The sequence below is a fragment of the Desulfovibrio sp. SGI.169 genome (genome assembly GCF_050313595.1).
Taxonomy (GTDB): Bacteria; Desulfobacterota; Desulfovibrionia; order Desulfovibrionales; family Desulfovibrionaceae; genus Desulfovibrio.
In genome coordinates this window covers 1-21,800 of sequence record NZ_JBNPLS010000010.1, presented here as the reverse complement: position 1 = coordinate 21,800, position 21,800 = coordinate 1, and the positions used below count along the sequence as shown (strand labels likewise).

At 58.8% G+C, this 21,800-nt stretch carries 26 protein-coding genes; all 26 read left to right on the top strand.

Annotated elements, in window-relative coordinates:
- Positions 1-14 precede the first annotated feature (14 nt).
- On the top strand, positions 15-203 hold the full coding sequence (locus ACQRA4_RS06940; protein WP_427822368.1) for a hypothetical protein: 189 nt from the start codon (positions 15-17) through the stop codon (positions 201-203).
- A complete protein-coding gene (locus ACQRA4_RS06935) occupies positions 200-1,243 on the top strand; it encodes a hypothetical protein (protein WP_427822367.1) in 1,044 nt (347 codons plus the stop codon). Before ACQRA4_RS06940 ends, ACQRA4_RS06935 begins: the two co-directional genes overlap by 4 nt.
- Positions 1,240-1,788, top strand: coding sequence for a hypothetical protein (locus ACQRA4_RS06930; RefSeq protein WP_427822366.1), 549 nt, complete (start codon positions 1,240-1,242; stop codon positions 1,786-1,788). The genes ACQRA4_RS06935 and ACQRA4_RS06930 overlap by 4 nt, the downstream gene beginning before the upstream one ends.
- Positions 1,789-1,795: 7 nt before the next feature.
- Positions 1,796-2,167 (top strand): VRR-NUC domain-containing protein, encoded by a 372-nt coding sequence (locus ACQRA4_RS06925; RefSeq protein ID WP_427822365.1) that lies wholly within the window; start codon positions 1,796-1,798, stop codon positions 2,165-2,167.
- A gap of 276 nt (positions 2,168-2,443) precedes the next feature.
- Positions 2,444-3,025, top strand: a complete 582-nt coding sequence (locus ACQRA4_RS06920; protein WP_427822364.1) for a glycoside hydrolase family 108 protein — start codon at positions 2,444-2,446, stop codon at positions 3,023-3,025.
- Positions 3,026-3,033: 8 nt separating this feature from the next.
- Positions 3,034-3,555 (top strand): hypothetical protein, encoded by a 522-nt coding sequence (locus tag ACQRA4_RS06915; protein ID WP_427822363.1) that lies wholly within the window; start codon positions 3,034-3,036, stop codon positions 3,553-3,555.
- Positions 3,556-3,559: 4 nt separating this feature from the next.
- Positions 3,560-3,859: a hypothetical protein gene (locus tag ACQRA4_RS06910; RefSeq protein WP_427822362.1), complete on the top strand. Its 300-nt coding sequence runs from the start codon at positions 3,560-3,562 to the stop codon at positions 3,857-3,859.
- Entirely contained in the window at positions 3,859-4,179 is a 321-nt protein-coding gene (locus tag ACQRA4_RS06905; protein WP_427822361.1) for a DUF5681 domain-containing protein, read from the top strand. The genes ACQRA4_RS06910 and ACQRA4_RS06905 overlap by 1 nt, the downstream gene beginning before the upstream one ends.
- Positions 4,167-5,483, top strand: a complete 1,317-nt coding sequence (locus tag ACQRA4_RS06900; protein WP_427822360.1) for a hypothetical protein — start codon at positions 4,167-4,169, stop codon at positions 5,481-5,483. The genes ACQRA4_RS06905 and ACQRA4_RS06900 overlap by 13 nt, the downstream gene beginning before the upstream one ends.
- Positions 5,484-5,485: 2 nt before the next feature.
- Complete coding sequence (locus tag ACQRA4_RS06895) at positions 5,486-6,007, top strand: hypothetical protein (RefSeq protein ID WP_427822359.1); 522 nt, start codon at positions 5,486-5,488, stop codon at positions 6,005-6,007.
- A 213-nt stretch (positions 6,008-6,220) separates the two neighbouring features.
- Entirely contained in the window at positions 6,221-7,936 is a 1,716-nt protein-coding gene (locus tag ACQRA4_RS06890; RefSeq protein WP_427822358.1) for a portal protein, read from the top strand.
- A complete protein-coding gene (locus tag ACQRA4_RS06885; RefSeq protein ID WP_427822357.1) occupies positions 7,936-8,229 on the top strand; it encodes a hypothetical protein in 294 nt (97 codons plus the stop codon). The genes ACQRA4_RS06890 and ACQRA4_RS06885 overlap by 1 nt, the downstream gene beginning before the upstream one ends.
- Entirely contained in the window at positions 8,222-8,881 is a 660-nt protein-coding gene (locus ACQRA4_RS06880) for a hypothetical protein (protein WP_427822356.1), read from the top strand. Before ACQRA4_RS06885 ends, ACQRA4_RS06880 begins: the two co-directional genes overlap by 8 nt.
- Before the next feature lie 24 nt (positions 8,882-8,905).
- Entirely contained in the window at positions 8,906-9,895 is a 990-nt protein-coding gene (locus ACQRA4_RS06875; RefSeq protein WP_427822355.1) for a major capsid protein, read from the top strand.
- 8 nt (positions 9,896-9,903) lie between these two features.
- A complete protein-coding gene (locus ACQRA4_RS06870) occupies positions 9,904-10,332 on the top strand; it encodes a Bbp16 family capsid cement protein (protein ID WP_427822354.1) in 429 nt (142 codons plus the stop codon).
- 60 nt (positions 10,333-10,392) lie between these two features.
- Positions 10,393-11,001 carry a hypothetical protein gene (locus ACQRA4_RS06865; protein ID WP_427822353.1) on the top strand — a complete coding sequence of 203 codons (609 nt, stop codon included), beginning with the start codon at positions 10,393-10,395 and terminating at the stop codon, positions 10,999-11,001.
- Positions 11,001-12,458 (top strand): hypothetical protein, encoded by a 1,458-nt coding sequence (locus tag ACQRA4_RS06860; protein WP_427822352.1) that lies wholly within the window; start codon positions 11,001-11,003, stop codon positions 12,456-12,458. The genes ACQRA4_RS06865 and ACQRA4_RS06860 overlap by 1 nt, the downstream gene beginning before the upstream one ends.
- 18 nt (positions 12,459-12,476) lie before the next feature.
- Positions 12,477-12,689, top strand: a complete 213-nt coding sequence (locus ACQRA4_RS06855; protein ID WP_427822351.1) for a hypothetical protein — start codon at positions 12,477-12,479, stop codon at positions 12,687-12,689.
- A 4-nt stretch (positions 12,690-12,693) separates the two neighbouring features.
- The gene (locus ACQRA4_RS06850) at positions 12,694-13,287 is read left to right on the top strand and encodes a hypothetical protein (RefSeq protein ID WP_427822350.1); all 594 of its coding nucleotides are present in this window, start codon (positions 12,694-12,696) and stop codon (positions 13,285-13,287) included.
- A gap of 15 nt (positions 13,288-13,302) precedes the next feature.
- Positions 13,303-13,935 carry a phage tail protein gene (locus ACQRA4_RS06845; protein ID WP_427822349.1) on the top strand — a complete coding sequence of 211 codons (633 nt, stop codon included), beginning with the start codon at positions 13,303-13,305 and terminating at the stop codon, positions 13,933-13,935.
- Positions 13,932-14,504, top strand: coding sequence for a hypothetical protein (locus ACQRA4_RS06840; RefSeq protein WP_427822348.1), 573 nt, complete (start codon positions 13,932-13,934; stop codon positions 14,502-14,504). The genes ACQRA4_RS06845 and ACQRA4_RS06840 overlap by 4 nt, the downstream gene beginning before the upstream one ends.
- A 15-nt stretch (positions 14,505-14,519) precedes the next feature.
- Entirely contained in the window at positions 14,520-14,756 is a 237-nt protein-coding gene (locus ACQRA4_RS06835) for a pseudouridine synthase (RefSeq protein ID WP_427822430.1), read from the top strand.
- Between the two features lie 9 nt (positions 14,757-14,765).
- On the top strand, positions 14,766-16,862 hold the full coding sequence (locus ACQRA4_RS06830) for a hypothetical protein (RefSeq protein ID WP_427822347.1): 2,097 nt from the start codon (positions 14,766-14,768) through the stop codon (positions 16,860-16,862).
- 2 nt (positions 16,863-16,864) lie between these two features.
- Complete coding sequence (locus ACQRA4_RS06825; protein ID WP_427822346.1) at positions 16,865-17,485, top strand: hypothetical protein; 621 nt, start codon at positions 16,865-16,867, stop codon at positions 17,483-17,485.
- 402 nt (positions 17,486-17,887) lie between these two features.
- Entirely contained in the window at positions 17,888-20,224 is a 2,337-nt protein-coding gene (locus ACQRA4_RS06820) for a hypothetical protein (protein WP_427822345.1), read from the top strand.
- Between the two features lies 1 nt (position 20,225).
- A partial coding sequence (locus tag ACQRA4_RS06815; RefSeq protein ID WP_427822344.1) for a hypothetical protein occupies positions 20,226-21,800 on the top strand: 1,575 nt, incomplete at its 3' end.

The following is a 21,800-nucleotide window of genomic DNA, read 5'->3' as shown; positions in this document are numbered from 1 at the left end:
GGCCACCTGAAATCATGACGTACTGCTATCCGCGCGTGCGGCTGACGCCCATGCCGGAAACGCCGGAACACCCGGAAGGATGGCTACGAATCGAAGTGCCGCCCGGACATGCCGGGGCGGACGAGATCACGGCCTTTGTGCGGGAGCATGAGGCGGAAATACGAAAAAGTCTGCTGAAGCGGGCAACGGGGAAGGAGTTATGAACTGGCTGAAATGGTTTATCGGCTCTGCGGTTGACCCCAAATTTGCCGTTGTTGCACGCCGCACGGGCCAGAATGTTGCCGCTGTGCTGGCCGTATGGGCAATGCTGCTGGAGCGTGCGGGGCAAAGTGATGAACATGGAAGCGTAGCCGGTTTCGATTGCGAGGGCGCTGATGTTGTCCTTGGCCTGGATGACGGTGCGGCCTGCTCCATCATTGACGCCATGCGCTCCAAGGGGCTGATTGACGAACAGCAGCGTATTGCCAATTGGGACAAGCGGCAGGCGCGAGAAGAATCAGAGGCTGCCAGAGAACGCAAACGCCTCCAGAGAGAGCGGGAAAAACTGGAAGCGGAACGCGTGGCCCTGGAAAAAGCGCGCGTCGAACATGCCGCCATGTCACAGGATGTCACGGATTGTCACGCCATGTCACAGGATGTCACGAATGTTACGCCTAAGAGGAGAATAGAAGAGATAAGAAATATAAATACATCCCCCCCTGTAGAGAGTCTTGTGAACCAAGATCGCGCGCGCGCGAGAGAAGTCGCAAAGGGGGGGAAGGCTTCGCCCTTGCCTCCGGGCATGGGGAACGGAGAACCGTCGTCAGGGCAAGGCCGTGAAGAGCGGGGAGACCAGAGAGCGCCCGACCCCGCGAACTTCTCCGGCCCAGGCATGGAGTTCGTGGAGCTGCGTGATTTCTACAGCCGCGAAATCCGGGCTGAAGGCCCGCTTGACGGCTTTGCCGAGTACAAGCAGCTCAAGGCGGCGCGCGACCCCACGGGGGCATCCGTCTTTCCCGGCCTGTTCCAGATTCTGGACGACCTGGCGGCTCGCAAGGCGGCAAAGGTCTGGAATCCAGGCTATGAAATCAGCCTGGCCAGATACCTGAAAACTCGAACATGGCTTGCTCCCATCCAGGCCAGAGCTTCGCCGCAAGCAAAATCCTGGCAGGAGCGGGAGGACGAGGCGAACTACGCGGCGGCGATAAAAGAAGCCGCCCGCTATGAGGCCGAAAAGGCGCGCAGGAGAGAGGTTCACCAGTGAATAAGTTTCATTTTTCCAACAAGTTGCGCGGCATATACGCCGCTTTTGGCAAGGCGTATCCGGGAACATCTGTCGCTGAAGCGATTTTCAAGCGTGTTGAATCCATGCCAGACGGATTCATGGATTATGCGCTGGAGCGTCTGGAAAACCAGCCCGACATGCCCAAGAATCTGGGCTATCACCTGCGGCATGCGCTCTGGCCCGAATACCTGGAAAAACACCCGCAGCTTAAGGCTACGGAAAGTCAGGGCGGGTGTCATAATTGCTCGCCGGACATGCCCGGATTTTTCTGGGCATGGGAGGCTGACGGCAAGAGATATTGCCTCAAATGCGCCTGTAACCCAAGGTCAGACTTGGCCCATATCCAGCCCTGGACGCCGCGTATGGCCGTGGACGCCGGATTGCGACTCAGCGATCCGGCCATGGATGGCCACGCCGCGCCACGGTATCTTCCCCCATCGGCCCGCAAGGCATTGGGACATAAAGAGACGCCCCGGAGCGACCATTTGCGGGAGGCGGCCTATGCCGACGCGGAAAACTGGTAGGAGACGCATGGTCATTCCGTCAGAGCATGCCGAACAGGCAGCCCTTTTCCGCTGGTGGAATCTCCAGTTTGCAAAAAGCGAAATGTTGCCCCTGCTTTTCGCCATCCCAAACGGCGGCGCGCGTAACCTTGCCACAGGAGCGCTGCTCAAGGCCGAAGGCGTGCGCCGCGGCGTGCCGGATCTGTGTCTTGCCCTGCCGCGAGGCCCATACGCAGGATTGTGGATCGAGATGAAACGGCGGGCGAAGAGCCATGTATCACAAGCACAGGCCGACATGCTCAGGCTGCTGCGATCATTCGGCTATGCCGCGACTGTTTGCCGAGGATTTGAAGAGGCTAAGGCGGTGATTGAACGGTACCTTGCCGGGAAGGGAGTCTGAATGGGACGGCGCGGCAGGCCAAAGCTGTTTTCGTGCTGCCCGGAGTGTGGCGAGGACGCCCTGATCGTGAAAAGCACCACAGTCCAGGGGTATGTCATTAACCGCTGGTGCGAGTGCTCACATTGCGGCGTCCATATCCGCATGGTCAAATCTGGAGCAAGCAGCCGCTGGATACGCGTTCGCGACCTGAAAATAAATCAGCCAGAAAATACCCCGGACTCTTGCCTATAGCCCTGACTGTCATGCTACGCTTTTGTGCAAGCAGGAGCGTAGTCCGTGGCAAAGTCAGACTTTTTCGCATCCCACGAATTTACCGCCCGATGGGAAGGCGGCCTCTCCGACCATCCCGCAGACAAGGGCGGCCTCACGGCTTACGGCGCAAGCATCAATTTTGTGCAAGGCATTGCCGCCACGCAGGGCGGGCGAAATTTTCTTCAGCAAATCGGCGTCGTTCTGCCTGTGACCAGGCAGAGCATGCGGCTTGTGACCGCGGATCAGGCGCGGGCCATGTTCCGTATGGAATTTTGGGATGCGCTGGGTTTGGACTGCCTGCCGCAACGTCCGGCAACCATGCTTTACGACGCCGCCGTCAACTGCGGGCGCTCTCAGTCTGTAAAGTTTGCACAGCGCGGATATAACCGCTGTGTGCTTCATAGCGCCAAACTGGATGTGGACGGAAAAATCGGCCCGCTGACCCGAAAGGCATTGCAACAGGACACGGATGCCGTTGTCAGCGCCGTTATTCAGGCCAGGCGCGATTTTTACAATGATTTAGTCGTCGCCAAACCGTCGCAGAAAGTTTTTCTGAAGGGCTGGCTCAATCGCTGCGATGCGCTTGAAAAGATGCTTTTGGCGTAGGAGTTGAAATGGCTGACTGGAAAAATATTGTCGCCACTGTGGCTCCAGCCATTGCCACAGCCTTGGGCGGGCCTCTGGCCGGTTTGGGCGTGTCAGCTATTGGAAAGGCTCTAGGGCTGGGGGACGGGTCAAACGAGGACGATGTTGCGGCGGCGGTGTTACGCGCGTCTCCCGATCAACTGCTGGCCATCAAGCGAGCTGAGCTGGAGTTCACAACCAAGATTAAAGAGCTGGACGTGGACTTGGAGCGCATTGCCATGGCTGACAGAGCCAGCGCCCGCAAGCGGGAGGCAGCTACCGGAGATTCATGGACTCCGCGCCTGCTTGCAATACTTGTCATCGGTTTGTTCGGTTTTTGCGTCTGGTGGGCTTTCAGCGGTGATGTGGCGGCCATGGACGCGGCGCAGATTGGCATCATAGGCGGCGTTATTGGCTACGCCAGCGCCAAGGCTGATACAGTGGTAGGCTACTATTTCGGCTCATCCGTTGGAACGCCACTTACGGCGAATAAGCCAGTGGCAAGGCGGTAAGTAGATGGACGGTAATGTCTTCGGCCTTGTCCTGCTGCTCCTGATCTTGGGCGGCAATGGCGTGGACTCCTTTGTCCGGAACCGTCAGCGCCACACTGACCGGGAAGCCGACAAACAGCGCTGGGCAACCTTGGCGAAAGAGCTACAAGAACTGAAAAGCAAGCTTGATCTGGATTATCTGCTCCGCGAGCCGCACATGGCTGAGCACAAAAAGATTAATGAGCAGATGCGCGAACTGGCGCAACGTATGACCGACAATGAAAAGCAGATTGCAAAAATAAGTCAGCGCCGGGGGTGGGAGTGATGGCGCGCGGCTACAATCAAAACAACCTCCAGCCGGTTAGAAGCAAGAGCGAAGCAAGAACACGCGGCAAAACCGGCGGCAAAAAGAGCGGCGAGGCGCGGCGTAGGAAGAAGGAACTTAGGGAGCACCTTGAGGCGTTGCTTGACGGCAGGAATGGCGACATGACGACAGCCGAAGCCCTGACAATGGCGCTGGTGGAAAAAGGCTTGGCCGGCGACGTGCGAGCCTTTGAGGTCATCCGCGACACCCTGGGGCAAAATCCCAAGCAGGTGGTGGAAACTGAAGTTTCCGGCGGTTTGGAGCTCATATGGCAAAAATGACGCGCATCACCATCCCGTACAAACCTCGCTATTCAGAAGTGCATGATGCGTTGGAAAGCCATCGTTTCTCGGTTCTTGTGGCTCACCGGCGTTTTGGCAAGACGGTGCTGGTCATAAATCATCTGATCAAGATGGCGACGCTTTGCGACAAGCCGCGCGGGGTTTTTGCGTATGTCGGTCCTCTGCGCAATCAAGCCAAAAATGTGGCCTGGGACTATCTCAAGCATTACACAGCGCCTCTTCCGGGCCGCGTTGTCAATGAGTCAGAGCTGATGATTTCCATTCCGTCGCGCGGCAACGGGGCAAAGGTGCGCATTTTCGGCGCTGACAACCCTGACTCTTTGCGCGGGCTCTACTTTGACGGTGTGGTGCTAGACGAAGTGGCCCAGATGAAACCGGAGGTGTGGGAAGAGGTCGTGCGCCCCGCATTGGCGGATCGCAATGGCTGGGCGGTATTCATCGGAACGCCCAAGGGCGTCAACCTTTTTTCCGAGCAGTATTACAAGGCGGTCAGCCTTCAAACTGCGGGCGATTCCGAATGGTACGCCGCCTCCTACCCGGTGACGGCCACCAACGTGCTTCCCGCGTCAGATGTGGAAGATATGCGCCGGGAACTGTCGGACAACGCTTTCCGTCAGGAGATGCTTTGTGATTTCAGCGCCTCCTCTGACGATGTGCTGATTGCGCTGCCGCTGATTGATGAGGCGCAGGGGCGCAACTACAAGCCTGTGGACTATGAATTTTCGCCGCTTGTCCTTGGCGTTGATGTGGCCCGTTTCGGTGATGACGCCAGCGTGCTGTTTTTCCGCCAGGGATTGGTGGCTTTTGAACCTGTTGTGCTGCGCAAGACGGACAATATGGCGCTGGCGGATCGCATCGCCCTTGAAATGCGGCAACGCGATCCCGCCGCCGTCTTTATTGATTCCGGCGGTGGCGCGGGCGTCATAGACAGGTTGCGCCAGCTGGGACAGACGGTGATGGAAGTGCCGTTTGGCGGTCGTCCACGACGGGCTGAGCGTTTTATCAATCGCCGCATGGAAATGTGGCAGGAGATGAAGGACTGGCTGGTATCGGGGGGCGCATTGCCGCCCGATGAAGCCCTCAAAGCTGAGTTGTCGGCCCCGACATACAGCTTTGACAACAAGGGATTGCTCAAGCTCGAGCGAAAAGAGGACATCAAGGAGCGCCTGGGCCGATCCACAGACCTGGCCGACGCTCTGGCGCTGACCTTTGCCGCTCCCGTGGCCGCGCCTGCTCTGAAGCGCGGCAGGGTAAAGACCGCTTACAATCCTCTGGAGTGGTGACAATGGAGATGGCCTACACAGTCTTGCTGCACGAACGCCAGTACCGCGACATTTATGACGTGCTGCGCGAAGAAAATTTGCTCTGGGCTGTCTGGCCTGATGTGGATGCCGAGGACTGGACGCCGGATGTTTTTGTAAATCTGCTCTCCAGGCCGGATACTCTGGTGCTTGGCGGTTCCATTGACGGAGTTCCAGCCGGGGTCATGACCTTGCGCCCTGTGACGGCGCGCAGTCTGACGGCTGAAATAGGGCTGACGGCATTCAGGCCCTATTTCTCGCAGGCTGAGGATTTGTGTCGGGGGGCTTTGCTTTGGGCCTGTGAGCATCTGGATGTGGCGTCTTTTCTGGGCAGAGTGGCTACCCCCAACAGGCATATTCTCAAGATGCTGTCCTGTTTGGGATTCAGGGAGTTGGGCCGCGTGCCTGGCATGTGCTGGTACACGCGCAAACAAGCGTTTGTGGATGGGGCTCTGGTGCTGGCCACGCCGGACAGCATACGGGCAACCATCAAGCGGGAGGAATAAGCATGGGATTTGGCGGCGGATACAGCGCGCCGGACGTTGAGCCGGCGCCGGAAAAGCAGGCTACCAAGAGTTTGAGCGCTGGCGCGACTGCGGCGGCACAGGCGCAAAAGGACAAACAGCGCAAAAACCGTGGTCTGGCCTCAAGCATCATGACGACGCGCGGCGGACTGGCAACGACTGACAGCGGCGGCAAAACAACCCTGGGATGATCTTATGGCGCTGAATGTCAATGAGCTTAACCGGCGCTATGAAGCCTTGCGCACGGAACGCAGCGGGTGGGACACGGCGTGGAGTTCGCTTTCCGAGCTCTTTTTGCCGTATCGCTGGCGTTCGGATACTGACAGTACCGCGCATCGCCAGCCCAAGCTCAACGGCAGGCTGGTCAATTCCTACGGCGTGCTGGCCATGCGCACCCTGGCCGCAGGCATGCAAGGCGGCATGACCAGCCCGGTGCGCCCGTGGTTCAGATTGACGGCCAAAGGTCATGATGCCGATGGCACGCCAGGGCTCAACAGCTGGCTGGAAGAAGTGACAAACAGAATGCAACGGGTGCTGCACGAATCAAATTTTTACAATGCCGTGCATGGACTCTACGCGGATCTTGGAACCTTTGGCACTGGCCTGCTGATTGAAACGGCGGACGGCGGCGGCCTGCATTTTCATCTGGTGCGCGCTGGCGAATATGTGTTGGACGTGAACGGCAAAAATGAAGTGGACACGTTTTTCCGGCGCATGCACATGACCGCGCGGCAGATTGTTGACCAGTGGGGTGACGAGGCTGTGCCGGAAAGCGTGCGCCTGGCCGCAAAGCCGGTGAACGGTCAGGGCGGCGTGACGCGTTTCAGCGTCATTCACGGTGTATTTCCGCGCAAAGATTACACGCCTGGCCGTCTCGGGCCGCAGGGCAAGCCTTTTGCGTCTGTCTACTGGCTGTCTGACGCCGGGACAGGCGGCAAGGATTCCATACTTTCCGAGGGCGGTTACGATTCTTTTCCGGCCTTTGCGCCGCGCTGGGACATAAACGGCGCGGATGTCTACGGGCGTTCCCCGGCCATGGACGTGGCCCCGGATTGCAAGATGCTGCAGGCCATGACCGCCACGCTGCGCAAAATGCAACACAAGATTGCCGATCCCCCCATGGCGGCGGATTCATCCGTGCAGTCTTATGGAGTGGATATCAACCCGGGCGGTATGAATTACGTCAACATGGGCATGCTGACCAGCAACGGCGCTCCCATTGTGCCCATTCAGCAACCTGAGCCGCAAGCGCTCAATTACACCATGCAGGGAGTTCAGGCCGTTGAAAAAATTGTCAGCGATGGCCTTTATGTCGATTTGTTCAGAATGCTCATTGACGACGACCGCCGTCAAATCACAGCCACGGAAATACAGGCCAAGCAGCAGGAAAAGATGATCCTGGTCGGCCCTGTTGTGGAACGTCTGCACAAAGAACTTCTGGAACCGCTGATTATCCGCACCTACATGCTCATGGGGCAATACGGGGCACTGCCGGCACTGCCTGACGGCATGGAGTTCGCCGAACTGGAAGTGTCCTTTGAATCCGTGCTGGCCCAGGCGCAGAAATTGACGGCGACAAGTTCCATGGATCAGGGCATGGCTTTTGTCTTCCAACTGGCTCAAGCCGCGCCGGATGTCATTGACATTCTGGATACCGACGCCCTGGCCAAGGGATATCTGGAGCGTGTGGGCATGCCTGAAAGCTGTGTGCGGGATGATCAGTCAGTGGCGCAAATCAGGCAGCGCAAGGCCCAGGCTCAGGCCGCGCAACAGCAGCAGGCGGAAGCTATGGCGGCGACACAGCAGGCTGTGGATATGACGGCGGCGGCCAAGAACCTGGGGCAAACGCCAGTTGGCGCTGACGGACAAACCTTGATGGGCGCGTTGCTTGGCGGCATGGGGGCTGTGTAATGGATACATGGGATTTTAATTCGACGCACAACGCTGATGAACAGCGGGAAAAGCAAGCCATCCATCAGGCAAGGCTTACCAGTGTGGCGCGCGAACTGGCAAAAAGCCCTGACGGCCAATATTTTTTGTGTTGGTTGATGCGGATTAGCGGCGCTTTTCAGGCGAAATACCCGCACGATCACGCACAGGCGGCATTTGAGGAAGGCAAGCGCGTGATAGGGCTTTCCGTGCTGTCCTTGTGCGTGGAAGCGGAAGAAACATCTTTCCTGTTCAAAGAGGTGAATAATGGCTGAAGAACTTGTTTCGGGCGATGGCGGCGGCATTGCCGATGGCGCTCAGAGCGCCGCAGGCGCGAACATGAATGGCATTGCGGACACTCCCCCCACTGATGACGGAGGACAGGACAGTGGCGGCATAGCGGATGACCCCGGCGCTCCTTCCGCGCAAGGTAATGAGGCGGACAAGGATGCTGGCAAGGCTTCCGCCGAACCCGAAGCGTATGAGCTTGCGGCCCCCGAAGACTTCCCCCTGCCAGCCGAGAACCTGACCAGCTTCACGGCCAAGGCCCGCGAATTGGGGCTGAGCAAGGAACAGGCTGAAGGCATGCTGCATTGGCACAAGGATTTCCATGCGGCAGTGACCGGGGCCATGCGGCAACAGGAGAACGCCACACTGCAAGGCTGGGAAAAAGAGATACAGGCTGATCAGGAGTTTGGCGGATCCCACTGGAAGGACACTCTTTCCAATGCCAGGCGCGCCCTTGACGTCTTTGACCCTGACGGCAGTTTGCGCGCCATGCTGCGGGAAACCAGGTATCAGCACAATCCGGCAATCATACGGGCGATAGCCCGTGTGGGCAAAGCCATGAACGAGCATGATTTTGTGGGCCAGGGCGGAAAGGGAGGACGCATCCCGCTGGAAGAGCGGATGTATCCCAATATGTAATCTTAAAACGCCAAGGAGAAACAAATGGCATACGAAAAAGGGCTTGTCGCCACGCTGGCCGAACTGGAGGATTTCTACAAGGGTCAGCCGGCGGGCGATATTATTGAGCTGATGAATCAGACCAATGATATTCTCTCGGATATCACCTGGATGGAGTCAAACCAGAGTGAAGGGCACAAGACCCGCATTCGCACGGGTTTGCCCGAAGTCTACTGGCGCAGGCTGTACCGTGGCACGCCGCCTTCCAAATCGCAATGGAGTCAGGTTGTGGAAGCGTGCGGCATGCTGGAAGCCCGCATGGAACTGGACGTGGCCGAGATCGAGCTTTACGGCGACAAGGCCAGGGCATTCCGCCTTTCCGAGGGCATGGCCTTTGCCGAAGCCATGCGCCAGAAAGTGGCGAGCACTCTCTTTTACGGGAACAGCAATCTGAACCCGGACGAGTTCAACGGCCTGGCCATGCGCTATCCGAGCAAGGACAGCCCGCATGTGCTTGACGCCGGGGGCACAGGCAACAAATGCACGTCCATGTATCTGGTAAATTGGGGGGCCAACACCTGTCATGGCATCTATCCCAAGGGCAGTACTGGCGGCCTGAGCAACAAGGACCTTGGCGAGTACATGACAACCGATGACAGCGGAAACAAATTCCAGTGCATTGGCGACCTGTACAAATGGCGCTGCGGCCTTGCCGTGCGCGACTGGCGCAGCGTGGTGCGTCTTGCGAACATTCCCGTCGAAAAGCTCACCCTGCGCAAGGGCGAAGCCGGCTTCCTCGATTTGCAGGGGCTGACCATCAGGGCGAAGAACATGATGCCCCAGAACATGCGCGACAAGGCAATCTGGTACTGCAACCAGGATGTGCTCACCGCGCTTGAGCTGCAATCCACCGACGCGGGCAATGTCCATCTGGTCTATGGCGAGTTCTTCGCCTCCAAGGCCGTGCCGAATCTGCACGGGCGGCCCATTCGCCAGTGCGATGTCATTTCTTCCGCTGAATCCGCGCTGAAATAGGAGGCGTTATGATCATTGATTCCAATCTGGTTTTTTCCGATGGGGCAAGCCTGGCTTCGGGCGATTCCGCCGCGGTGGGCCTGACATCCTTTCTGATTCCCGGTCGCATGCGGCCCATTCCCATGTGCATCCGGATTCTCGCGGAAGATGCCGCCGTCACGGCGCTGGAAGTGCAGCTCAAGCAGGCCGACAGCAAGGACGGCACATATGAGGATGTGCCCAATGCCTGCCTGGCCTGGGAACAGGATGACCTCAAGACCGGCAAAATCCTGAGCTGGCGTTTTCTGCCCAGCTTCGCGACCAAGTCATGGCTGAAGCTGGAATACGCCGTCACCGGCGGCGACGGGTCCGGTAAAATCTTCGCGGCGCTGACGCGCGAGGAGGATATGCCCTATGTTCCCGGCATGTACATCGATGGCGGCGCGGTCAAGGGCTAGCGAAAACAGGCGGCCCCCGGTTCGCGGGACACGCGCGGGCCGGGGGCGAAAGGCGCAATCATGGCTTCAACGGCAAGCAAGATAGATATCTTCAATATGGCGCTTGGCTTCATCGGCACGCGAACCATAGCATCCGCCACCGAACGGACAACGGAAGCCATTCAGTGCGCTTTGTATTGGGACAGGGCGCGCCGTTCAGCTTTGCGCGACTATCCGTACAGCTTTGCCACACGGCGTGTTGCTCTGGCGGAAAAATCCATGCCCGATGCGTATGCCCATGAATGGCGGTATGCCTATGCTTTGCCGGATAAATGCCTCAAGGTGCATGCGGTGTACGGTTCAGGGCAGCGATCCGGCAACAGGCCGCCATTCCGGCTGGAAAGCGATGCTGCCGGGCAATTGTTGCTGTGCGACCTCTCTCCGGCTTTTGCCGCCTGCTCCTTTGATGTTGAGGATATCTCGCGCTGGGATGAACTGTTTGTGCTGGCCATGGCGAAGAAGCTTGCCGCCCTGATTGTCGTGCCTTTGCTCAAGAACAATCCGGACAAGGTGCGGGAACTGGAACAGCTTTATCAAATGGCTGTCCAAAAAAGCGAAGGGCAGGCAGCAAGTGAGAGAGCTGAGAAGAAAAGCGCTGATGGCTGGCTGGCAATGAGGGGGGTGTGGTAATGACGATTGAAAGTACCCTCAGCAAAAATACCTACACCGGGAATGGCCTGACAACGGTTTTCCCTTTTTCTTTCAAGGTGTGGGACTCCTCACAGCTCAAGGTCACAATATCGTCGCCTGATGGCGTGATCACGACCGCGACAGGGTGGACGGCGGACTTGTCAGACTCTGGCGGCAGCGTGACCTATCAGAAAGACGGCAGCCCGTTGCCCTCCGGCTGGACACTGGCCATCACCCGCGACATGCCATTTGTGCAAAATGTGAACCTTATCACTGGCTCACGTTTTGATCCTGAAGTTATTGAGCGGGCGCTGGATACCGCTACCGCTGAACGTCAGCAGTTATTGGAAGTGGCGTCACGGTCCATTCAGATGCCGGCTACAAGCAGCATCACGCCTGAACAGTATGGGCAGGAGCTGCTTGACGCCAAGGACGACGCGGCATCATCCGCCGCCCAGGCGGCGCGGAGCGCCAGAGAGGCGCAGGCGTCCGCCGCTGAAACGGCGGAAATCAAAGCCGCCGCCTTGCGGGAGGTGCGGGAGGAGGGCGACGCCCAGGCGGATCGTCTTAACGACCTGGCCAGCGGGCATGTGCTGACCTTTGAGCGCGAGGTTGAACGGGCGCACGACGAGGCCGACCGGGCCGAGGACGCGGCGGAACGCGCGGAACAGATCGCCGCCATTGCCCAGGGCGCGGAAAACCTGGAAGCAACCATGACGCTGACGGCTGCGCTCAGCGCAGGACAGGAATTGTCTCTGCCGATAACCTATCTGGTAGGCCGCAACGCTCTGCGCCTCAGCTGGGAAGGCGTGGAGCTGTACAGGGGCGTATCCTTTGAAGAGGTGGGCGAAACGGATACCGCATCGCGCACCGTCAGGATGCTGCTGGATATACCGGCGGGCAATCGCCTTAATGCCTGGTCTGTGGCCAGCAACGTGGCGCGCAAGGTGCAGGCGTCGGAAGAGGCTGCGAGCGACGCCGCGGATAAAGCCAGGGAGTCGGCGGCTGAAAGCGCGGCCATGGCGGATGCGGCGGTTGCATCGGTGCGTGAGGCCCAGGTCTACGCCTACAGCGCCGCGACACAGGCCGGCGTTGCCGGGGATGCCGCCCAGGAGGCCACAGAGCAGGCGGACCGCGCCGAAGAAGCGGCAACAGATGCCGAACGCGCGGCGCGCAAGGCGCAGGCGGCGGCCTGCGGCAAGGGCATTGCCGTGATTCGGGATGCCGGTTTGCTGGAGGATGCGCCGGACGGCTTTTATTTCGTGGACCCCTCGCTGGCTGTGCCGGCCACCTGCGCATTGCCGCTCAACACGGCGCAGACCCTGAAAATGGTTCCGGAGGTTGACGGCTTTTACTTTATCGGGCTGGACGCGCATTGCCCCGACCCCTGTCCGTCTTCTCCCGACCAGCCCTCAACAACTCTCTGCGGGAGACGTCGCAAGCTTCTCGCAGCATGATCACCGCAAGGAGTTTTTATGGATATCACCACTCTGCCATCTCTGGACATGCCGCTCACGCACAAACGCGGCGACAAGCTTTATGTGGTCAACCCCCGTACCACGGGGGCGCAGGTCATACTGTCGGACGGCGGCAATGTCGAGGATGCGCTGATGGTAAAATCCGATCCTGTCGCCCTCTTTGAAGCGGCTCTTGGCGATTCCGCCACAACCATCCAACCACAGGAGTAACGTCATGGCTTCCCTGTCTGAATCCGTATCCTCTCTTGCCACCCGCGTGGGCGCGGAATGCAAAACCCTGCACAGCAAAATCGGCGCGCTGGCCGACCTGACCACCACGGAAAAGGGCAATCTGGTGGCCGCCCTGAACGAACTTCAGGCCGCGTTGGAAAACGCCTCCAATATTGACGACGCCAACGCCTCCACCAGCACAACCTATTCCAGCTCCAAAATCGCCAGTGAAATCCTGGCCGCCAGCAACGCCCTGAAGGCCGACCTGCTTGGCGGCGCGGGCGAAGCCTACGACACGCTCAAGGAGCTGGCCGACCTGATCCAGACCAATCAGAGCGCCATTGACGCTCTGGAGGCCCTGGCCGCCGGCCACGTGAAGTACGACGCGGCCCAGACGTTGACCGACGAGCAGAAGGAGCAGGCCCGCGCCAATATCGGCGCGTCCGCCGCGTCCGATGTAACCAGCCTGACGAATCGCGTCACGGCGGTGGAAGGCGTTGCCGCCGGCAATACCTCGGCGATCAACACCCTGACCGGCAATGTGGGCAGCACCACGACTAATTTTGTGACCGCGTTTGAAACCGCGCTTGGCGCGTAAACACAGGGAGTGAGTATGTCCTTGGCAGACAATGTTCAAAGCCTTGCGACACGGGTGGGCACGGAGATGAAAAGCCAGAATGAGCGCATTGATGCGCTGGAAAACTCCGGGGCGTCGCCAGGAATAGTTGAGCGCGTGGCAACGCTGGAAGGCAAGGTGGTGTCGGCGACCACCACCAAGGAGGGCCTTGTCCGGCTCAACAATACCGTGACCAGCGCCAGCACCACACAGGCGGCAACGGCCAATGCCGTCAAGACGGCGTATAACAAGGCGGTTGAAGCCCAAAATGCCGTGGCTGACAAGGTAGCTTCCGCTGAGGTGCCGAGCTATGCCGCGCCGGATATATCTCGGGCGGTGGCCGTTGCCATACCCTTAAACACGGAGGGGAAGGATCCCTATACGGTTCCCGCCGATGGCTTTATTGCCATCAGGGGCATTCCTTCAGCCAGTAATGTGGATAATTACCTATATTTATTTGATCTTGATTCAAATAAATATCTTTATCAGATAGGATTTACTCTTGGATATGGTTCCGGAGCAACTGTTCCGGTACAGGCTGGTATGAAGTTATATACTCAAAAACTGAATATAAAAGAAACCTATTGCTTTTTCATGCCAGCCGCAGGCAGCGAATGGAGCGCATCATGAAATATCTGAAGTATGACAAGGATCGTGCTTACATAGAGTCGGCCGCCGACTGGCAGTTTCCCGGTTCGGAAGTCGCGCCGGAAGAAGTTGTGACCGGCCCCGACGGCAAGTTGTATCTGCTCAGCGAGTTGCCCGCGCCTGTGTTGGAGGATGTGAAATCCGACGCCCTGCGCACGGTTGACGCCGCCACAAGCGCGGCCATCATCGCGGGCTTTGACTATGAGACCGACCCCGGCACGGGCGCGCCGGAAACGCTGCATTTCAGCTATGACAGCTTTGACCAGCAGAACTTCGCTGACAGCGCCATCGCCATGCAGTTGGGCGCTGCCGCCGCATCCGACGCCATACCTACGTCCACGCCCTGGAACGCCTACCGCAATTACACGCCGGAGACGGGCGGCGAACTGGTGGTATTGCAACTGACGGCGGCGACCTTTTTGCCGCTGTATGCGGCGGCCCTGACCCACAAGGCCGCAAAAATGGCTGAGGGCAGCGCGCGCAAGGCGCTGGTGGAGTCCGCGCCCGGCGTGGAGGCCGTGCAAGAGCTGCTGACCCGCTGGGGGCTGTAAGCCGTGCCGGGGGACATGGGCTATGGCAAGGCCGTTCTCATAGGCGTTGACCAGCTTGCCAACGCCATCCTGGGCGGCTGGCCGGACGAGACCCTGTCCAGCCGGGCCTGGCGCTGGGACATCGCCGGGCGTCGGGCCTGGCCGCGCAAGCTCATTGACGGCGCGGCCAGGCTCTTCGGCGACCGGAACCATTGCAAGGAGTCCTACGAATCCGAGCGCCTTGGGCGACAGTCGCCGCCGGAGTTGAGGTAGGGGAAGCATATGTCACGCATAGCTTTTCGCAATTTCACCGGAGGCGAAGTGACGCCTTCACTCTGCGCAAGGTATGATCTACAGAAGTTCGGCTCTTTCCTGCAATGCTGCGAAAATTTTATCCCCAATCTGCACGGGGATATTGAACGCAGGCCCGGCACGCGTTTTGTGGCCGACCTTGGAGCCGAGTCAGTACTGATTCCGTTCCAGTTCAACACCGAGCCTGAAAACAACTTTGTGCTGATCTTTCAGGAAGGAGGAATCAAGGTCGCCAGCGCGGATGGCCTTATTGCGGACGTGGATATAAAAAGCCCCTATGCCCTCGATGATGTGTACAGCCTGTCTGTGGCGCAGGCCGGGGATATTGTCTATCTGGCGCACAAAAACTATGCGTTCAGCCGGCTCACGCGTTCCGGCGCGGCGCCGGATTACGAATGGGCGCTGGAAGAGGTGGCGTTAAACAGGAGCATCGCCGCGCCGGCCAGTCTTTCCGTTTCCTTTGTCCGGGATAATGCTGACGACAGCGCCACGCTCAATTACACGTTGCGTTATGTGGTGACCGCTGTGGATGCTGACGGGGTCGAATCCCTGGCGTCGCCTGTGGGGTCCACAACAGGCAAATATCCTACGGATTGGGTGGTCGGCAATCATGTCAATCTGTCCTGGCCATCCGTGCCGGGAGCGACGGAATACAACATATACCGCGAAAGCGCGGGCTATTACGGCTTTCTGGGAGTCAGCAAAACAACAAGTTTTCAGGATCAGAACTTTGAACCGGATACGGCCACCACGCCCAAGGAGGACTGGAACCCCTTCGAGAACGGCAATAACCCCTCCACAGTGACGTTTCATCAGCAGCGCCTTGTGCTGGGGGGCACCAAGGATAATCCCGCCTCGTTTTTCATGTCCAGAACGGGCGATTACGAAAACTTTCGCAAGTCGCGCCCCCTTCAGGACGACGACCCTGTGGAATACATGCTGGCGTCGGGCAGCATTGACGAAATCAAGTGGCTTGCCAGCTTCGGCGATCTGCTTATCGGCACCAGCGGCGCGGAATACAAGGCGACATCCAGCGGCGCGGCCATCACCTCCAGTGATATTCAGATCAGTGTGCAGTCTTATTGGGGCAGCTCAGGGCTGATGCCCATAATAATCGGGCAATCCGTAATGCACTGCCAGCGTTCCGGCTCTCATGTGCGCGACCTGTTCTACTCCTGGGAGTCGGATGGATACGCGGGCAATGACCTCTCTTTGCTCGCTCCGCATCTGGTGGAATCGCATCGTATCGTGCAGTGGGCGTTCCAGCAGTCTCCCGGCTCAAATATCTGGGCTGTGCGCAATGACGGGACGCTGCTTTGTCTGACCTACATGAAAGAGCAAAATGTCTACGGGTGGAGCCGTCATGTCACTGACGGCAAGGTGCTGTCCGTGGCCGCAATCTCCGGAGAGCGGGAAGACGTGATCATGCTGGTTGTGGAGCGCATGGCGGGCGGGGCAAAGAAATATTGTCTGGAGCGCATGGCCTCGCGCTTCAGGGATGCGGATGCCATTGAAGACGCCTTTTTTGTGGATTGCGGGCTGACCATGCGCAGTGGCGACGCCGTGGAGGCAGTCAGCGGGCTGTCTCACCTGGAAGGACGCGAAGTGGCCGTACTGGCTGAAGGCTCTCCCGTGGAAGGGCTTGTGGTGACGGACGGGAAGATAATTCTGCCGTATGCCGCCAAAACTGTCACCGTGGGGCTTAACTATGTCTCAATTCTGTCGCCCCTGCCCATTGAAACGGACACGCAACGTGGTTCCACCCTGGGCAAGCGCAGAGCCTATGGCAAGTGCCTGTTGCGGGTGTTTCGTTCCGTAGGCGGCAAATACGCGGCCACACGACCTGGAGATCTGTTTGACGTGGAGGCGTGGAAGGGCCGCGAGAGTTTCGACCTGCCCTTTCTGCCGAATAATTACGGCGAGGCGTGTCAGCCTTTCAGCGGCGACATTGAAATCATTCTTCCGTCCGGCCAGGACGCGGATACAACGCTCTGGCTGATGCAGGACAGGCCCATGCCTTTCCGGCTGGTGGCCGTCATGGCGGATGTGGATTTCGGGGAGGTGTAGCTATGGGACTCAGCGCGGGAGCGGTAACCGCCATCACTCTTGCCAGCACGGCGTTGAGCACGGGCATTGGCGTGTATTCATCCATCCAGCAGAGCAAGGCCCAGCAGTCGCAGGCGGAATATCAGGCTGACGTTGCCAGGCAGAACCAGAAGCTTGCGGAAGAGCAGGCCAGCGCCCAGCGCAAGGAAGGCTATGACAACATGGTCGCCAAGCGGCAGGAGACGGCCAAACTCATTGGCCGGCAACGCGCGGCGGCAGGCGCTTCCGGCGCGGCCGTGGATGTGGGCGGCAACCTTGACTTGCAGGCCGACACGGCGGCCCAGGGCGAGATTGACGCGCTCAATCTGTACAATCGGGGCGTTGACAGCGCCTATCAGTCACAGATTCAGGCGTGGAACCATGGCTCGCAGGCCGCAGGGTATGACGCCAGGGCTGACGCCGCCGGCAATGCCGGATGGATGAGCGCGGCGGGAACGGCCCTGGGCGGCATTGCCAGCATGGGGAGCACCTGGGGGAATTACCTTTCCCAACAGTCGACAACGGTCGAGACCAACTGGGATAAGACACAGAATGGCAAATTGACCGGGATGCGGCATCCTTCCGGGAGATGGGCCAGTATATAAGGAGCTTGCATGGCGGGCGTATACGGCAACATGCTGGCAATTCCCAACAGGGGGCGCGGCGGGGCTCTGCCCACCTATCAGGGCGGCAATCAACCCTACACGCCCGGCGCGAATATGTCGGCCAGGCTTTCCGATGCCGGCGGCCAGATAGCCGGGGCGGCGACGGAGTCATCCGCCAAAGCGCTGGGCAATCTCGCTGGAGCTGCGGACAGGGCCGTGCAGACGGGCGTACGCGCCTATGAGGATTACTCCAAGACCAAGGCCACTCAGCTGCTGGTAGAGTACCATACGCGAGTTAATGACGCCATGTACGGAGAAGATGGCATCCTGACCCGCAAGGGCGATGCCGCTTTTGACGCGGACAAGGAGCTGGCCCGGCGCAGCCAGCAGATTCGCGAGGAAGTGCTGGGCGACTACAAGGGCTCGCTGGCCGGAAATTTATTTGACGTGCGCATCAGGGAGTTTGACGCTGGCAATATGCTGAAAGCCCGGAAATACAAGGGCGATCAGTACGATGCCTGGAGTTTTCGGGAAAACAGCGCCGCCGCCGATATGTTCGCGAGACTGGCGGCCCGGAGCTACAACAATCCCGAAGAGTTCATCAAAAACGCCGCTCAGGCCGAATGGCACATAAAAAGCGCGCTTGGGCGAAAGGGCTACGGCCCTGAAGCCATGGCCAAAGGGATTGCCGACGCGCGTTCCGCCGTGCTGGGCATGTCCATCCAGCAGGCCATCGCCAATGGCGACATGGCCGGCGCTCAGCGTCTGCTGCATCAGTACGGCGGCGGGGGGCGTGTCGGTGACGGCGTGGCCCGCTACGAGTCCGGCAAGGAAGGCATTGCCGCTATCGGTTATGACGAGAACGGCGGCACGTCGTACGGGAAATACCAGCTTTCCAGCAAACAGGGGTCATTGGGCGAGTTCCTTTCCCTGCTTGAAAGCAAGGGCGGCGAGCATGCTGAAATCGCCCGGCGTTTACGCGCCGCCGGCCCGGCCAACACCGGCGGCAAGGAGGGGGCATTCCCGGCTCAGTGGAAAAAGGAAGCCAGCGCCAACCCCGCATTGCTGGAGGAGGCGCAGCGGGAATATGTGGAGAAAACCCACTACCAACCGGCTCTTGACGCCCTGCCTGAATCTCTTGCGGCCAGGGTTTCCGGTTCCGCCGCGTTACAGGAAATGGTCTGGTCCACCGCTGTGCAGCACGGAGGGGGCGGCGCCGGCAAACTGCTTCGGCGCGCGTGGCGCGAAGGCATGAGCGACGATGATTTTGTGCGTGCGGTGTATGCCGAGCGCGGCACGCGATTCAGCTCTTCCAGTCCGGAGGTCCGGGCAGCCGTCCAGGCCCGCTTCAAACGCGAAGAGGCTGATATCTTGTCAGCTTACAAGTCCAACTCCGCGCCTGGCGCGGCCCCCTCTCTCTTCGGCCTCTCACCCGCCGACAGGATGAAGTTTCAGGGCTGGATTGATGCGGGTAGACGCAAGCAGACGCAGGAAGCAAATTTGACCGCATCCGCTTTTGACAACCAGATTGCTTATGGCATGGACAAAGGGGATTTCTCTCCAGCCGAAGCAACCATTTCCAAACTGGCAAGCCTTGGAGCGCACAAGGAAGCAGCCGAACTGCAAGCACAGCTTACCTTGTCCAAACAAGCCTGGGCGGTGCTGGATGGAACGCAGGGCTTGCCGTTGCTGGAACAGGCCGCAGCTGCACACAAGTCTATTGATACATTGGTAACTCCTGACAACGCCAAAGATGCCGTGGCCATGCGGAGCAGGGTTGATACCGAGATCGAACGTCGAAAAAAAACCTTTATTGATGATCCGGCGGGTTATGTAAGCGCATTACCTGGTATGCAGGATGATGTGGATTTTCAGGAGCGCACGCGCCGCAGTTTGATTTTGCAGGAAAAAATAGGCAAGGGGCTTGGTTTTATGCCACGCGTGCTTTCTGAGTCGCAGGCCAAGCAAATGCGGATGGAATATGACAAGCAGGCTACGCCTGATCAGCAACTGCAATGGCTGCAACAGATACGGCAATCCGGCGGGGAATACTCGCAACAGATGCTGGCTGAAATGAAAATGCCGGAAGCTGTCATGGCCATTACGCCTGTTTTGCCGATTCTCCCGCAAAAGGACGCAGCCTTGTGGCTTTCGGCGGCCACGCTCAAACCTTCGGATATTCCAAAAGTCGACAATGACACGAAGAAGCAGGCAGAAGATACAGTTGCCAATTCTGATTTCATGTCCGTGTTTTATGCCGCCGCGCAAAAGTATCCCACCAACAGAGTCTTGCGCGACATGGCCATGGGGCTGGAGAACGCCATGAAAAACGCCTTGCTGTTAGGCATGGACAGCAAGGGGCTGGAGAACGCCTTTTCACTGGTGGCGGACAGTAATTGTATATTGTTAATTCCCAAAACAGAAGGAATTGACGCTGATGATGCGGCCTACGCGATCAATCAGGATCGAGAGCGAATCGCCCAAAAGCTGATAGCCGATCTTGTGAAAGAACCCAAAACGCCACAGGGCAGAAATTACGCCGCAAACCTTCTCAGCATGGTGAATACTGGAACTGTCATCAGCGCGGGTGACGGAAGAGAGGCCATGTTGCTGGACCCGTGGCAAGGTAATCTTGTTTTGCAGCCTGACGGCACGCCGATTCGTTTTGATTTGCATGCCATAGTCAAAGAAGGGCCTCATGCCCGTATGCAAAAAGCGGCAGAAGAAAACGAGGAATAGCATGGTTTTTGAATCTGCATTCATCAATCGCCCCGTATTTGACCCTCGAAACCTTGCGGGCGCGCCTCTTTTGCAGGAGCCCACACGAGGCGAATATCTTGGAGCGCATACGGCAAAGGCCTTTGACGAAACCCTTACTGGACGGGTGATGGAAGAAGACGCCATTCTGGAAGCGGAAAAGTCAGAGGGCACATATGACCCCGACTATCTCCCCCAGCAGGAAGCGCGTGACATGTTCGGCACGTTCCCGGATACGCCTGGAGTCCGCCACGCTCATGCCATGAGTGAGGAAGCCTGGAAGGCTTCGCCTTTCTACAGGAAAGAGATTGCATATCGTCCTGACATGACCCGGACACGAGCGCGGATCATGGCTGAAAACTTCGATGAGCGGCGGTATCGTGAAGCGCTTATTGCCAATGGGGATGAAGTGTACGGCTTGGGCATGAAAGCGTTGAGCTTCGGAGCCACCTTGCTGGGCAGTCTGCCGGACCCGGTGAATGCGCTTCCGTTGGGTGGCGGCATGCATGCGGCATCTATAGCCGGAAAAACAGGCATTAAAACCGCCGTCAAGTCCGGGGCCAAGGCTGGAGTTGTGGAGGGAGCGGCGGGCGCGGCGCTTTCTGATGCCATTGTTTTCCCCGACCTTCGGGCGCGCGGTGAAGACCTGGGATTCACCGATTTTCTTCTGGATATGGCATTCGGCGCTGCGCTGGGCGGCGGTCTTGGCGCTCTCGGCGGCGGCATACACGGGTATCTGGGTAACCGTCGAATTGAGGCGCAAGACCGTCTGGCCCGGCAGGCTCGCTTGCGGCATGAAGAACTGTTACGCGAAGCCGACGAGCGGGAAAAAGCCCGTCTGGCCGTGGAAAGTGAATATGGAAGCCTGGACAACGATTTTCTCAATTCCGGTTGGCACGCCTTTGAAGAAACTCCTGATGATTTTTTTCTGTCTGGATTCGGAAAGGAAGGGGGGCCGGGCAGGCCGCTGATAACGCGTGCTGAGACGTTTCTGGGGCTCGTTGACGATGCTGATATGGATATTGCCCGACGGCAGCGCTGGCGGGACTGGACTGGAGAATTCAGGGAGCAGCTAAAAGGGGCGGGTTTTTCCGTTCAGGATGCGGAGGCCGTGAGCGATGTCCTGGGAGCGCACGCCGAAGTGATGGCCCCCATGTTCGGCATGGAGCCTGGGGCATGGCTGGAAAGCCGGTTGGCCGGATTCCGGGATATGAGCCCGGACGAATTTGAAAGCGTGCGTGCTGCCTTTTTGTATGACGCGCCTGGCCGGGAAGCAATGGATCTGCGTCAGATCGAGAGCGAAGGAAGACGTGGCAACCCCATCGCGGACACTGTCTATGGCCTGCTTGATCGCGCCGCGATTCGCGAGGCGTACGGCCAGGACACGGTAAATGCCATCGCGGCGCGTTACGGCAAGGGAGTGTTTGCCAAAACACGCGGAGCGAAAGCGCGCGCCAGGGAGACATTGAGCAACGACAGCCTGGCCCATGAACTTGTGCGGCGTGGCCTTTTGCCGGAAGGTTCCAGCCTTGACGACATGATAAACTATCTGGCCACG